This window comes from Paenibacillus sp. 2TAB26 (genome assembly GCF_052115145.1).
Classification (GTDB): Bacteria; Bacillota; Bacilli; order Paenibacillales; family Paenibacillaceae; genus Pristimantibacillus.
In genome coordinates this window covers 174,738-189,236 of sequence record NZ_JBFRGC010000006.1, presented here as the reverse complement: position 1 = coordinate 189,236, position 14,499 = coordinate 174,738, and the positions used below count along the sequence as shown (strand labels likewise).

At 45.4% G+C, this 14,499-nt stretch carries 9 protein-coding genes; 2 read left to right on the top strand and 7 right to left on the bottom strand.

The window, feature by feature from the left end; all coding sequences use genetic code 11:
* Nucleotides 1-92 precede the first annotated feature (92 nt).
* From AB4Z50_RS08290 to AB4Z50_RS08265, 6 genes are all read right to left on the bottom strand, one after another.
* On the bottom strand, nucleotides 93-1,892 hold the full coding sequence (locus tag AB4Z50_RS08290; RefSeq protein ID WP_441877860.1) for a methyl-accepting chemotaxis protein: 1,800 nt from the start codon (nucleotides 1,890-1,892) through the stop codon (nucleotides 93-95).
* A 1-nt stretch (nucleotide 1,893) separates the two neighbouring features.
* Nucleotides 1,894-3,207, bottom strand: a complete 1,314-nt coding sequence (locus tag AB4Z50_RS08285) for a putative bifunctional diguanylate cyclase/phosphodiesterase (protein WP_441877858.1) — start codon at nucleotides 3,205-3,207, stop codon at nucleotides 1,894-1,896.
* A 222-nt stretch (nucleotides 3,208-3,429) separates the two neighbouring features.
* Nucleotides 3,430-4,158 carry a response regulator transcription factor gene (locus AB4Z50_RS08280; protein ID WP_076268413.1) on the bottom strand — a complete coding sequence of 243 codons (729 nt, stop codon included), beginning with the start codon at nucleotides 4,156-4,158 and terminating at the stop codon, nucleotides 3,430-3,432.
* A gap of 102 nt (nucleotides 4,159-4,260) precedes the next feature.
* Nucleotides 4,261-8,109: a response regulator gene (locus AB4Z50_RS08275; RefSeq protein WP_441878035.1), complete on the bottom strand. Its 3,849-nt coding sequence runs from the start codon at nucleotides 8,107-8,109 to the stop codon at nucleotides 4,261-4,263.
* A 167-nt stretch (nucleotides 8,110-8,276) separates the two neighbouring features.
* Nucleotides 8,277-9,272, bottom strand: coding sequence for an L-glyceraldehyde 3-phosphate reductase (gene mgrA / locus AB4Z50_RS08270; protein WP_441877856.1), 996 nt, complete (start codon nucleotides 9,270-9,272; stop codon nucleotides 8,277-8,279).
* 109 nt (nucleotides 9,273-9,381) lie between these two features.
* Entirely contained in the window at nucleotides 9,382-10,827 is a 1,446-nt protein-coding gene (locus AB4Z50_RS08265; RefSeq protein WP_441877854.1) for an HD-GYP domain-containing protein, read from the bottom strand.
* A gap of 291 nt (nucleotides 10,828-11,118) precedes the next feature.
* Between AB4Z50_RS08265 and AB4Z50_RS08260 the strand changes: the two genes are divergently transcribed.
* Together AB4Z50_RS08260 and AB4Z50_RS08255 are read left to right on the top strand one after the other, a co-directional pair.
* Nucleotides 11,119-12,255 carry a peptidylprolyl isomerase gene (locus AB4Z50_RS08260; RefSeq protein WP_441877852.1) on the top strand — a complete coding sequence of 379 codons (1,137 nt, stop codon included), beginning with the start codon at nucleotides 11,119-11,121 and terminating at the stop codon, nucleotides 12,253-12,255.
* Between the two features lie 398 nt (nucleotides 12,256-12,653).
* Nucleotides 12,654-13,526 (top strand): aldose epimerase family protein, encoded by an 873-nt coding sequence (locus AB4Z50_RS08255; RefSeq protein ID WP_441877850.1) that lies wholly within the window; start codon nucleotides 12,654-12,656, stop codon nucleotides 13,524-13,526.
* A gap of 118 nt (nucleotides 13,527-13,644) precedes the next feature.
* Here AB4Z50_RS08255 and deoC read toward each other — a convergent pair whose 3' ends face one another.
* Nucleotides 13,645-14,334 carry a deoxyribose-phosphate aldolase gene (gene deoC, locus AB4Z50_RS08250; RefSeq protein ID WP_441877848.1) on the bottom strand — a complete coding sequence of 230 codons (690 nt, stop codon included), beginning with the start codon at nucleotides 14,332-14,334 and terminating at the stop codon, nucleotides 13,645-13,647.
* Between the last annotated feature and the right edge of the window lie 165 nt (nucleotides 14,335-14,499).

The window sequence follows — 14,499 nt, the reverse complement described above, 5'->3', positions numbered from 1 at the left end:
CAGGTCTTTTTGTGCTTTCATCACCCCCATTCACCTACAAAAAATGCCCCAACAGCATATCGCTGCTAGGGCATTATTCATTCTCCTTTAAGCTAAACCTTAAATTTCATAATTTCCTTCTGCAAATGCTCTGCCATATTGGCAAGCATAGCTGATGCCGCTGCAATTTCTTCCATCGAGGCCGTCTGCTGCTGCGCCGCTGCAGCTACAGATTGCGTACCAGAAGCCCCTTCAACCGCGATATCAACGACCTCTTTAATGGTCAGCATCACTTGCTCTGTACCTGCTGCAATGCCATTTGCTGCTTGCGAAACCTCATCAATTTGCTCAGCAACCTGCATAACCTCATCCCGTATAGAGCCAAACATGCGGCCTGCTCCTTCAACTGCTTGGATGCCGCCGGATACGACAGTGCCCGCATCATTCATCGCCAGCACCACACGTTCCGTCTCCGTGCCAACAGCCATAACAATTTTCGTAATATGATCGCTTGATTCCTTCGTTTGCTCTGCCAGCTTGCGAACCTCGCCAGCTACAACCGCGAAGCCTTTGCCGTGCTCGCCAGCCCTTGCCGCTTCTATAGAAGCGTTCAGTGCAAGCAGATTCGTCTGAGCAGAAATGTCTGATATAACCTGCACCATTCTAACGATTTCCGTGGATCGATTCCCAAGTCCTTGTACGGCTGCAGCCAAACTATTAAAAGATAGCTGTATCGATTCCATTTGAACAACTGCCTGCTGCAGCGTCTCGTTTCCTTCTGTTGCCTGGCGGGAAGTTTTTTTGGCTGCATGTGACGCTTGCTCCGTGCTGACCGCAATTTGCTGAACGCTTGCCGACATTTCATGTATAACCTGAAAACTCTGCTCAGCACTAGCCGATTGCTTCTCAGCCCCATCTGCTACCTTCTGAATCGTATATGCGATATGTTCGCTTGCATGGCTGGTTTGTTCTCCGCTAGCCATAAGCTCCTCCGAGGAAGCAGCTACCTGATCCACGCTGCTCCCCACCTCGTGCACAAGCGTTTTAAGCTGCTTTACCATTTCATTAAAGCTTACAGCAAGTACGCCTGTCTCATCTCGGTAATGGCAAATAATTGGTTCTATTTGAAGATTACCTTTTGCAACCTCCATCGAAAGCGCAGAAACCTGCTTGATTGGCCGTGTCATGCGGATCGTAAAGAGTATTGTTGCTGCCATACCGACCGCTATCGTAATTAATAAGGTAACGATTGTAACCGTCACAATCTGTTCAGCACCCTTATTAAAATCCTGCATATATGTACCCGAGGCAATAATCCAGCCCCAGTGAGGGTCCTTCTCTAGGTAAGTAATTTTCGACGCCAGTTCATTCTCTGTACCCGGAAGCGCCCAAGTATAATAAACAAAACCGCCACCCGACTCCGCTTTCTTCATGAAGGCATCCGAAACAGGGAGACCCCATTCAGAATCGAGCACTGGTTCTCCATCGCTGTACTTAAGTCCAGCAAGACTGCTGCCCTCCATCGTGGGATGGGCAATCGTGAGTGAGTCTTTGTCTAATGCAAAAACATAACCGTTTTCGCCGAGATCAATGCTTTTATTGATAGGCCGTTTGCCTGCCTCATTCTTTGGTCCAAGCATAGAGACTTTGACGAACTCCTCTGCTTTGGCGCGGTCAATCGCTCCTGCTTTCACCTGTGTGTCGAGCAATGCAATTAAACCGATGGTGCTTTTAACGCTATTTTGAAGCAGCTTCTCGCCGCCGTTGTCCAGTTCGCTAACAGCAGTATTGTAACTTAAAGTACTAACTAGAATGCTAGGAATTAAAAGAAGCGACAAGCATAACGCCATTAGCTTTATACGAATCGTAGGTTTGATCGATCGAAGATTTTTTACCTTGTTCAATAGACTCACTTTACAGTTCTCCTTTAGTCATCTTCTTTGCTGTGTATTCCGAACATCGTATCATGGATATATCAAGCACGTCAGGTTCCTGTGGTTTGCCCAGAAGGAATCCCTGTACATAATTGCAACCCCATTCGCCTAATAATTCGTATTGTTCCTTGTACTCTACACCCTTGGCAATCACTTCAAGACCAAGCTTATGAACGAGATTAATGATGCCTTCAACGATAATGCGATCCGCGCTTTGCAGATCAATGTTTCTAATGAATGACTTATCGATCTTAAGGCAATGAATCGGCAATTGATTCAAGTTGTTGAGGGAAGAGAATCCTGTTCCAAAATCGTCTAGTATGATTCGAACGCCTGCTGCTCGAAGCCAGCTAAGTGTAGATATGGCTGTAGTTGAAGTATGAAGCATACAGCTTTCCGTTATTTCAAGCTCAAATGATGAAGGCGCAAGCTCATACTCCTTTAACACATGCAGCACCGTTTGTGAAAAGGTAGGATCTTGCAGCTGAAGAGAAGATATATTAATTGACATGTTAAGACTATTCAAACCATATTTGCTCATGTTCGCGAGCGTTTTGCACGATTCTCTAAGCACCCATTCTCCAATAGGTGCAATGAGACCGCTATGCTCTGCTATAGGTATAAATTCTGTAGGTGAAATATCGCCAAGCTCAGGATGCTGCCAGCGCAGCAGCGCTTCAAATCCTCTAAGCTTGCCGTCCTCCATGCGATAGATTGGTTGATAGCTGAGGTGAAATTGCTGTAAATATAATGCCGGTCTTAATGCCGCTTCGATAGCGATGCGTCGGTTAAGCTTATTCGTATCTTCCAAATTATAAAATCTTGCTCGATTGCCGCCCTGCTCTTTTGATTGGTATAGGGCAGACTCCGCTCGGCATATGAGCTGTTCGCTTGTTCGTCCATCCTTCGGGTATAACGTTGCCCCAATACTCGAGGTCATATATAGCTCCGCTCCGTTAATATCGATGGGACGCTCAATTGCATTTTTGATAGCCTCCACAGCTTGCATGCTTTGACATTCATCATGTTCTACAGGCATAGCTACCATAAATCTGTTTCCACCAACTCTACTCACCGTTGTAGCAGCCTTTCTAGCTTCAGCCAGACGCTGCCCCATCATGAGGAGTACATGGTTGCCAAACTCTGTTCCTTTGGTTTCGTTTAAGCGATAAAATTTATCCAAATCCACCAACGCCACCACCATCCGCTTGCCTGCTGCACGTACGACATTTACGGCCAATTCCAGCTGTGCAAAAGCCTCCTTGCGACAAGGCAAACCGGTCAACGCATCCATGTTGTTCGACCACCATCCATTTCCATTTCAGTTGTATAAAGTTATTTTGTCATAAAACTATTAGAAAAATTAATGATCGATATTTAGAACTATGTTAGATATCTTAATACCCATTCATTTAACCTTACAATTAGGCCAAAGGTAGCGATTTTTCGCACCAATTGTTAGCAAAAAAAAAGAACCACTCCGCTACAATGGAGTGATTCTTATTAAAATCTGTATTCAGCTTTGATTCTTGCTCGTATGCTGAGCGGTATACTTATAGCCGAATCCCCAAACCGTTCGAATGAGCCGCGGTTCCTTCGGGTTCTGTTCAATCTTCTTGCGAAGGTTGACGATATGTACGTCTATGGCACGGTCTGTTACGAAGGAATCAAAGCCGCGGATCGTATTTATAAGTTCTTCCCTGCTAAACACCTTGCCCGGATGTGCAAGAAATAATTTCATCAGCTCATATTCCGAGAAGGTTGTTTCAACTAACTTCCCGCGAACCAGCAATAGGCGTCTCTCAAAATCAAGCTGAATGAGCTCCCCCTCTTCGGTCGCTTCCACTGCTGCTGAAACCTGCTGCGCTGTCTCTGTCTGCATCGTATTCGATCGACGAATTAACGCCTCTACCCTAGCTGTCATTTCGTGCATGCTGAATGGTTTGCACATGTAATCATCCGCTCCAGCTTTTAAAGCCTGAACTCTTTCTGACACTTCACTCTTCATGGATAGAATCATAATCGGTACGTTAGAGCGCTTTCTAATTAGCGCACACACTTCCATTCCGTCCAGATCGGGCAAGATTAAATCAAGCAGCACCAAGTCCGGATTAAACTCTGATGCGAGTCTTAATCCGTCATCTGCTCTATAAGCTTGCATGACAGAATAGCCTTCCTCGGATAAATACATAGACAGCATATCACTCATCATGACGTCATCTTCAATAACTAAAACCTTATACATTGTCGTCACCCTTTTTGAGGATTGAAGATTTCTGTCGAATATTTTTTGTATCTCTACTATACCTTAACGTTATTAAAGGAACAACAAGTTGTTAGAAATTTGTTAGGTTTTATTGTCGAATACATCTTTCGCTTTCCGAAGCCCATCCAAAAGCCGCTTTAACGTCACCTCTAACTGAATAATAGCTTTTTGCAAATTGTCCGATTCAAGCTCCGGCAGCTTCACGATTCGCTCAACCTCACAAGCCGCCTCTAACAATTCGTATGCGGATAAATAACCGGCAGCCCCCTTAAGTGTGTGAGCCATTCGTTTGACAATTGTTAGCTCCGATTGCTTAATCATCATTCGCAGCTGGTCTGCAAATGAATCGTAATCAAGCATAAATTGCTCCATCATATGCAGCAAGATCGGCAGTTTTCCATTCACTCTTGCCAGTGCGCTTTCAACGTCCATGCCGTCAATAGACGGCAAACTATCTATATTTGCTGGTTCTAATGCACGTGAACGATCATTTAGCCCAGATTTGACGACCGGCTGAATAGTCGAACCGCTGATTTCCTTCAACCAATAGGAAATGACATTATGAATTCGCTCGGAGGAAATAGGCTTCGTTACCACATCGTTCATCCCCAGCTTCAAATAACGCTCGTGATCATTGCGAAGCACGTTTGCCGTCACGGCAATAATCGGAATATGATCATATTTAGCTTGTGTGCGAATGATGCGAACTGCTTCCGATCCATCCATTATCGGCATATGAATATCCATTAATATAAGATCCCAGCGCTCTTCGCCCAGCTTAATCAGCACTTCCTCGCCATTCTCAGCTAAGCCGACCTCGTAGCCCCGCTCCTTCAAAATTTCGATTGCAACCAGCTGATTAATTTTATTGTCCTCTGCTAACAAAATCCGCGTATTTGTCACATTTTGCTGAATCGTGGCTACTGACTCGATTTCTTGTTCCTTCCCATCCGTGCCTTTATGATCGAGAACACTTTCAATTGCACGAAGCATAGCCGTCCTCATGATAGGCTTAATCAACAATGTTACCGGTCTTTGCTCAGCAGGAAGCTGCATCATTTCGTCGCGTCCATAAGAGGTCGTCATAGCAATGGTTTTGACACCAGCTAGTTCCGCATCACGATGGAATTCAAGCCAGGTTTCTGCACCGTACATATCCGGCATCTCCATATCAAGCACGATAAGCTTCGGCAGAGCGCCAGCTCCAATGCGGCGCAGGCGATCCCTAGCCATTTTCCAAGAGTGAAATGGAATAGGCGTCAAGCCAAACGATTCGACAATATCGCTCCAGTGCTCCCGCATCTCGTCATCATCCTCTACGATCCACACGGGCTGCTCCAATAAATCCTGATGAACCTGCAAACGCGGTTCTGTATACTTATGAATAATAGTGAATGGCAGCGTAAAGTAAAACTCGCTTCCAACAAGCGCTTTGCTGGTAACCTTCAGCTTGCCTCCCATTAATTCAACAAATGATTTGGATATGACAAGTCCAAGTCCCGTTCCACCAAACTTCCGTGTTGTTGATCCATCCGCTTGCGTAAACGGTTTAAAGAGCTTCTGGACCTGCGCCTCGCTCATCCCAATCCCCGTATCCGAGATGATAAACTTCACGTCTACCCCTTTATCCGTCTGCTCCACTATCTCCAGCTTCAGCCTTACTTTTCCTCTATTCGTGAATTTGATCGCATTCATGCACAAATTGAGCAGCACCTGCTCAAGACGCAGCGCATCGCCAATAATCGTTTGAGGCAATTCCTCTGGCGTATCAATAATGAATTCAAACTGCTCTTTACCGCCCATAAATACGCTTAATTGATCAGTGATCCGGTGCATCAGCTCCTCAGGCTGGAACGGCTGACGTTCGATGTCGACCTTGCCTGCTTCAATTTTGGAGAAATCCAAAATATCATTAATAATTCGCAGCAGCGTCTCCGAGGAGGTATTCATCTTGTCCATATAATCCTTCTGTGACGAAGAAAGCCCTGTCTTGCGCATTAATTGCGTCAAGCCGATAATGCCATTAAGCGGCGTGCGTATCTCATGGCTCATGAGCGCCAGGAATCGACTCTTCGCTTGATTCGCTTCCTCCGCTTCGAGTGTGGCGCGAACAAGCTTCTCCTGCACCATCTTCTGCTCCGAAATATCTCTTGCTATACAAGAGAAAAACAGCTCACCCGTATCTTCATCCTTATGCGGCACGATGACCATGGAAACGTACAGCGGCTCGCCATTTTGCTTCATCAACTGCGCGTCGCTTTCCCAGTAACCAAACTCTTTGGCGAGCGCTGCTCCTCTCACAAGCTCCGAATACATTTCTGGATGAGAATATTCCTCTACCATATGCACCTGATCCGCATTGCTTTGCAAGCCCAGCATTTCTCTGCCTGCCCCATTCATATAGACGAGCTTGCCTCTTGAGCTGACTGATGCTATTAAATCCTTGGCTGATTCAACGATGTCGAGCAAACGGTTGCGTGCTTTCTCTACATGCTTACGGTCGGATATATCGAGCACCATACCTACAACACCAGAGAACCGTCCATTGCGGTCACGCAAACCATTCGAGCTGTGCAGCGTTGGAATTCTTGTTCCGTTTTTATGAATAAAGGTCCATTCCCTCTCATAGGAGAAGCTCGTGCTGCGGAGCTCCTTGAATACTTCAAGACCAGGCTGAACCGTTCTGCCAAGCTGTTCGGTAAGCTTCTCAGCTTCCAAGCGAACCTCATCTAGATCCATGAACAACAGCGGTGTAGCGCTCCCAGCTAGCTCCGAAGTCTTGTAGCCCAGCATCTCTTCAGCTGTTTTATTCAAATAGGTGACCTTATACTGATCGTCGAGCACGATAAATGCATATTGATTCTGATTAATAATTGCTTCAAGGCGATCGAACATTTCTTGCAAATGCTCCATCATGCCGTTCACAGAATGACCAAGCTGACCAATCTCATCATACGGCTCAACTTCAAGATGCTCAGCCTCGAAGCTCCCCGCTGCAGCCTGCTCCGTCACGCCCAAAATACGTTCTAATCGCTTCACAATACGTTCGAAGTAGAGAAAGAAGAAGATAACAATGATCACTTCCGAGACAGCAATCGTCGTGAAAATACGCCAAAAGATCGGCTTTACCTCTTCTTCCAGCTTGGACATTGGCTCTTGCAGTGCAAAACGCCATGGCGTTTCACTCACCTTCGTATGAAAAACCGCGTACGATCTTCCCGCTATATTAATTTCCGAAACACCCTCATAAGAGCCAAGCATCTTCTCCGCAATCGGAGACAAGGAAGACTTCTCATGAAATAAGCCTTTGCTAATGATTTCTTGGTCATCAGAGCTATAGATGATGCCACCTTCATCATTGAATAAGCGTATAATCGTTTGATCGCCAGTAAATTCAATGAATGGCCGGAGTGTCGCCATGACAATAGAGGCATACACAACTCCTTTGAGTTCATTCGTAGCCCCATATACTGGTACAACGATAAATGATTGCGTAGCATCAGAAAAAGAAGGCTTAAAAGGGTCTGTAATGACCACTTTGCCTGTAATCGACTCCTGAAAAAATGACTCCATGCTCATATCTCTTCTAATACCATCGGTACGCAGGCTTATGCCTGATTCATCTATATACCCAATCGAGTGATAGATAAAGCCCCCACGAACGAGCTCACGTCCAAAATAATGAAGACGCTCCTCATCTGTGCCAAATCGGACAACCTCTGTTCGGCTCATCACAATAACCTCCGCTTTGCGGATAGCCATCCATGACGCCAATTCGTTTGCACGTTTGTTTTGCATACTGCTTGTTTTCTCGATTTCAGATTTGAGCATTGCATCCTTGACCGCAGAATAGTTGCCTATTCCAGCAATCAACAGCGGAAAAAAAGAAATGAGAACAATCAGGATCAAACCTTTTGTACGCAACGACATTTTTTTCAAACCACTTCCACCTTTCGCTACGCATGAGCCAAATCTGCCTGACTTTGACACTATTATATCTCTTTCAACTATTATTTGGATAATAAAAAAACGCTAGAGCCTGCATGCCGCAACACTGCGGTTAGCTGCTCTAGCGTCTCATTATCATTTATACTAAGTTATTCGGCTGCAAGCACCGATTCAATACGGCTAAGCTCCTCGTCGCTGAAATCAAGACGGCTCAATGCTGCAACATTATCATCAATTTGTTCAACACGACTTGCTCCGATCAAAGCCGAAGTTACTCTTCCGCCTCGGAGTACCCAAGCAAGAGACATTTGGGCAAGCGATTGTCCACGATGCTGTGCAATCTCATTCAACAGCTTAATCTTATTCAATGTGCTGTCTGTAATATGATCCGCCTTCAGAAATACACTTGGTCCTCCAGCGCGTGAATCGGCAGGAACACCGTTCAAATAACGATTCGTCAACAAGCCTCCAGCAAGCGGAGAAAATACGATCGAGCCAATGCCTTCTTCGTCCAAAACATCCTGCAAGCCGTTCTCGATCCAGCGATTGAACATCGAATAGGATGGCTGATGAATAAGGAAAGGCGTACCTAGATCCTTCAGAATAGCGGCCGCTTTAGCTGTTTGCTCTGGATTGTAATTCGAAACGCCGACATACAGCGCTTTTCCTTGGCGCACAATATGATCAAGAGCCCCCATTGTTTCTTCAAGCGGTGTATCCGGATCTGGACGATGGTGATAAAAAATATCGACATAATCAAGGTTCATCCGCTTTAGGCTTTGATCCAAGCTGGAAACCAAATATTTGCGTGAGCCCCATTCGCCATAAGGACCTTCCCACATATAGTAGCCAGCTTTGGTTGATATAATAAGCTCATCACGATATGCTGCAAAATCTTGTTTAAGTATTTGGCCAAACATTTCTTCTGCTGAGCCAGCAGGCGGTCCATAGTTATTCGCAAGATCGAAGTGCGTAATGCCTAAATCAAATGCACGGCGTACCATGGCACGCCCATTCTCATGACGGTCAATGCCGCCGAAATTATGCCACAATCCTAAGGAAATTGCCGGCAGCTTTAAGCCGCTTCGTCCGACACGGTTATACTTCATGCTCTCATACCGATTATTAGCCGCTAAATAAGTCATGTTCAATATTCCCCCAAACCGTTATTGGAATCGCTTATTGTGCTTATTAAGCATCAACAAGCTGCTTCCCGTATATTGTACAACTGCAGCTTGCCAAATGGAAATGCAACTATTTGATCTGCCTTTTCTCCAGCTTCAAATGCGGACTGTTGCGGACGGTTTCCTCGAAAAAGCTCGTTTGCTCCCGAACAAGGCGCTCCCATGCCTGAACGCACACGGGGTCGAAATGTCGCCCGCTCTCCTTTAGGATAATTTCCATAGCCGCCTCATGCGACATCGCCTTTCGATAAGAACGTGACGAGGTCAAGGCATCATAAACATCCGCTACGGCAGTCACCCGTGCAAGCAGCGGTATCTGTTCACCTACAAGCTGATCGGGATAGCCGCTGCCATCCCACTTCTCATGATGTGACCTTATAACGGAAAGCTCCTCCGGCATAAAACCTAATCTTTTGCACAAATCGTAGCCCGATATAGGATGCACCTCAATAATTTCACGTTCCTCTGGTGTAAGCTTGCCTGGCTTGTTCAAAATCGTATCCGGTATTCGCAATTTGCCGACATCATGAACTAACCCGCCTTGCGCAATCGCTCTTAATTCAGCTGAGCTGAGTGAGAGCTCCTCGCCCAGCTTCAAAGCATAGAGGGCTACCCGATAGTTATGGCCTGCTGTGTAAGAATCACGTGCTTCCGTTGTCATCACCAGCTCTCGAACGCTTGAAGACATATAGGTGTTAATCCAATCGCGCGGATTGGCGCGGAACATCAGCTTAATAGAGGCTGTAATGGACTTGGAGCTGACATATTGATTCACAATACCCCAAACCATGACGACAACTGAAGCAAGCAATAGGATATGGTAAAGCCACCAGCTTATATTCCAAGCCTCGCCACTCACGATAATCAGCTGTGCAATAATCATCCAGCCTGAGCTGTACACGATGGCTAGCTGCAATGGAAAACGAGAGGATATGTACGCTTGCAAATACCGATATATTGTCCAGCCATTCAAAGCGATCGTAAATAGGCTTGCGGCCCATTTCATTGGCAAATCCTTAAAATGCAGAAATAGAATAAGATTCGGGTAAAACCAAAGGATGGTGCAAAGGGCAAGAAGCAAGGATATCCATAAGGGCAAAAGCATTCGCTGCAACTGAGCAAACCATTTGATGAGAGGACGATCTACAGATATAGAGGACAACCACAACCATACAACGGCCAGTATAACGCTAAGCTGAGCAGTGCTGCCTGCAGTACTTGAGTGATGCGTTAAAAAACCAGGGGTAGATAAGCCATGCAGAACAAACAATGCAGATAATGATACATAAGATAACGATAGAAAACTAATCTTAATATTGCGAAGGGTAATCGCGACGAATCCTACAGCAATAGCAAGGATCAGTGAGATCAATGCTACGAGACTGACGATATAAAAATGCTCTTGAGGTGCGTTAATGCTCTTATCAAGCTCCGAACCTCGCAACGCGAAATAGCCTGCCAACGGCAAAATCATTAATAAAACTAAACGTGTGTACACCCACATATTTTTGCGCAAGCTTATTCCTCCTAGATGTCGTTCTTTATATGTATTTGCTGGTAAACATACCGCCTGTGGGAGGCGCAAAATGTAAAGCTTCATCAAAAACCAACATGAAACTTGTAGGATAATGTTGGATATTCGTCTTTTACTATCATATCATCACGCAGTCAACCTATAAATAGTGAAATTTCGCGGAAATACGGATAATTCGAACCGACAACATATATTTTTATTTTAGATTAAGGTTTTTTCAATCTTGTTTTGTTATAGTAGTTGAAGACAGGTAAATTGAAGGGAGTTTATGGAATGAATAACAAGGAATCGCAGCCAAACAAAGACGCAGAAAACGAATTGACTGCGAAGGAAGAACGTTACGAGCTCGAACAGACAGAAGAGCAGGACAAGCTTTCGGATCAAGATACAGCTATCGAAGAGGAGCTTCAACAAGAATTAAACGAAGAGCTTCCTGAAGCATCAAACGACGAGGTTCGTGCTGCTGCCCTAAATTCGGAGAGCGTTCATCAGGCTCCCAAAGGCGGAAGCGGTAAAGCATGGTTGATCGTCTCAGCAGTACTAGCTATTTTGCTGATCGTCGTATTAATTAAACCGCCATTTGGATCAAGCAATGAAACCGTGGCAACAGTCAACGGTGTCAACATAGGGAAAGACAGACTTTACGATGAGCTAGTTAAAGCAGGCGGTCCGGCTACACTTGAGAACATCATTACACAAGAGTTGATCTTCCAAGAAGCAGAAGCAAATAACGTCAAAGTTACAGACGCTGACRTGGATGCTGAAATTGCGCTGATCAAGAAGAGCTTCGGTACGGACGAGCAGTTCAATAATGCACTTGCTCAGTACAACATGACGCTTGAAAACTTGAAAAGCGATACAAAAATCAATCTAACGATTCGTAAAGTTTTGGAGCCAAAAACAGACGTAACTGCGGAAGAAATTCAACAGTTCTATGATACGAACAAAGCTGCACTTGGCACACCTGAGCAAATTCAAGCTTCACACATTTTGGTAGCAACAAAAGAAGAAGCTGACGCTATTCTAGCTGAGCTTAAGCAAGGCGGCGACTTCGCTGCAATTGCAAAAGCGAAATCGATCGACCCAGGATCGAAAGATAATGGCGGAGATCTTGGCCTATTCGGAAAAGGAAAAATGGTTCCTGAGTTCGAAGCTGCTGCTTTTGCATTGAAAATTAATGAGATCAGCGGTGTTGTTCAAACCGAAAACGGCTTCCACATTATTAAGAAAACAGCTGAGAAAGCTGCTGTTGTTCCAACGTTCGAAGAGAAAAAAGAAGAAATTAAGAACCAGCTTGTTGCTACAGAAGCAAATGAGCTATCCGAAGCTTGGATGACAGAAATTCGTGCAAAAGCAAAAATCACGAACACACTGACTCCAGCAGCTACTGACGCTCCAAAAGCTGAATAATAGCTAATGCTTTCTTTAAAAGGACTGTGCTTCATAGGTTATTTATAACCTGTGGGCACAGTCCTTTTTTCACAATAAAAAGCCCCCCTTTCGCCCGGAGGGATGGGCTTCAGGGAGGCTTTGGCTTCAGAAAGACAGATGAGCCTCTTCAATTTTATGTCATTCTTCTGAAGTTAATATATATTATTCTATGACTATCAATTGGCGTAGATGATTGTTTTACTAGATTCGACCATTTTAAAACAGGCAATCGATCGGTTAGGGATAGTCGTACGGATGACGGGGAGGGCGAAATGACTCTGTAGACGTGATTTAGGACATAAATAGTGAGGTAGCGTGTATTGCGAATATGATATGATGGTGAAATATGCCATGTACCTATTATTGGAGGGAAACAAGTGAGCAACTACGAAGTACGCAGCTATAAGGATACGTATACCTTGTATGAATTAACGGAAGAAAGCACGCAATCCCGCATCATTGTATGTCCAGAGCGCGGCGGTATCGTTATCGGCTGCCAGCTGCATGGACTAGAGCTCTTTTATTTGGACAAAGCGACGTTTGAGAACCCCACAGCCAATATCCGCGGAGGCAATCCGATCCTGTTCCCAATTAGCGGGCAGCTTGCTAACCAAACTTATGAGTGGAACGGTCAATCGTACACGATGGCTAATCACGGCGTTGCCCGTACTGCTGTATGGGATGTTGTCAGTACAAAAACGGATGGTGAGGCTTCGATTACAATCCGCCTGCAAAGCAATGAAGAAACGCTGCGCTCCTACCCTTTTGCATTCGAATTGTTGTTTACCTATGTACTGCAGGATGGTCAATTACATACGCGTCAGCTGTACCGCAATCTAAGCGAAGCAGCTGCGATGCCTTTTTATGCTGGCTTCCATCCTTATTTCGCCATTGATTCGGGTAAAAAGATCGCATATGAAAGCGATGCTACCCGCTATGTCGATTATAACGATAATGTAGAAAAACCATTTGATGGTGTTATCGACTTGGAAGGACTTGTGGAATCCGTATGCCTGCTCGATGCGAAGAAGAGCGAAATCTCCTTCGTCGCTTTGCAAGGCGCTCGCGTTCGTCTAACTTACGATGACATTTTCAAATATATGGTGCTTTGGTCCGTTAAGGATCGGCCTTTCGTATGTGTAGAGCCATGGATGGCTGAAAATGGTGAGCTTAATCGTCAAGAGGAGCTTGTCCTGCTGAACGCTGGCGAAGAGCTGCATGCCAACATGACGATTAGCTGCGAACGTTAAGTCCCGCCTCTTTGGACGAACGATTCAGCCATTAAGCAAAAAAGAGAGGGAAGCCTTGCAAGCCATGGGTTCGGTCCATGGTACAAGGCTTCCCTCTTATCTTTTTATGAGCAATGAACTAATAGCCTTCGCCTTGACCGCCTGTAACGATAGCGATGCCAGAGCTTGCTCCAATACGTGTTGCGCCCGCTGCGAACATTTGCAGAGCAGTCTCCCGGTCGCGTACGCCGCCGGATGCTTTCACACCGAGGTCAGGACCTACCGTACGACGCATCAGAGCGATATCCTCTACCGTAGCGCCTCCCTTGCCAAAACCCGTGGATGTCTTCACGAAATCTGCGCCAGCCTGTTTGCAAATTTCACATGCGACAACCTTTTCTTCATCCGTTAGAAGTCCCGTTTCAAGAATAACTTTAAGCAGGGCTTTTCCTTTAACCGCCGCAGCTACACCCTCAACATCACGCTTCACGCCTTCAAGATCGCCTGACTTCATCAAGCCGATGTTTAAAACCATATCCACTTCCGTTGCTCCAGCTTCAATAGCAAACTTCGCTTCTGCTGCCTTAGATGCCGTCATCGTCGCTCCTAATGGGAAACCAACGACTGTCGTTATGCCTACTCCCGATCCCTTTAGTTCTTCAGCAGCTGTTGCTACCCAGCCTGCATTTACGCAAACCGTTGCAAATTGATACTGCTTAGCCTCGCGGCAAATTTGAAGTACCTCATCCTTTGTTGCATCAGCTTTAAGTATTGTATGATCGATCATCGCCGCTATTTCCGCAGGCGATAAATTCATATCGTTGCTCATTTTGCTGCTCCTCCTCTATCATTTTGATTGCTCCAAACATTGCTCTGCCGGTACGTCTCATCCCTATCCTATCCAAACGAATGGGCGAGATACGCATGATACGTTTCATTATACGAAGCTTTGTTCAAAACAACAATAATATAGCGCCGAAAATACCACATGCTT

What these genes read in the sequence shown, in the direction of transcription:
- AB4Z50_RS08285 (WP_441877858.1), bottom strand. Translation starts at nt 3,207, where the DNA reads ATGGATGCGTTGACCGGTTTGCCTTGTCGCAAGGAGGCTTTTGCACAG.
- AB4Z50_RS08280 (WP_076268413.1), bottom strand. Translation starts at nt 4,158, where the DNA reads ATGTATAAGGTTTTAGTTATTGAAGATGACGTCATGATGAGTGATATG.
- AB4Z50_RS08275 (WP_441878035.1), bottom strand. Translation starts at nt 8,109, where the DNA reads ATGTCGTTGCGTACAAAAGGTTTGATCCTGATTGTTCTCATTTCTTTT.
- mgrA (WP_441877856.1), bottom strand. Translation starts at nt 9,272, where the DNA reads ATGACTTATTTAGCGGCTAATAATCGGTATGAGAGCATGAAGTATAAC.
- deoC (WP_441877848.1), bottom strand. Translation starts at nt 14,334, where the DNA reads ATGAGCAACGATATGAATTTATCGCCTGCGGAAATAGCGGCGATGATC.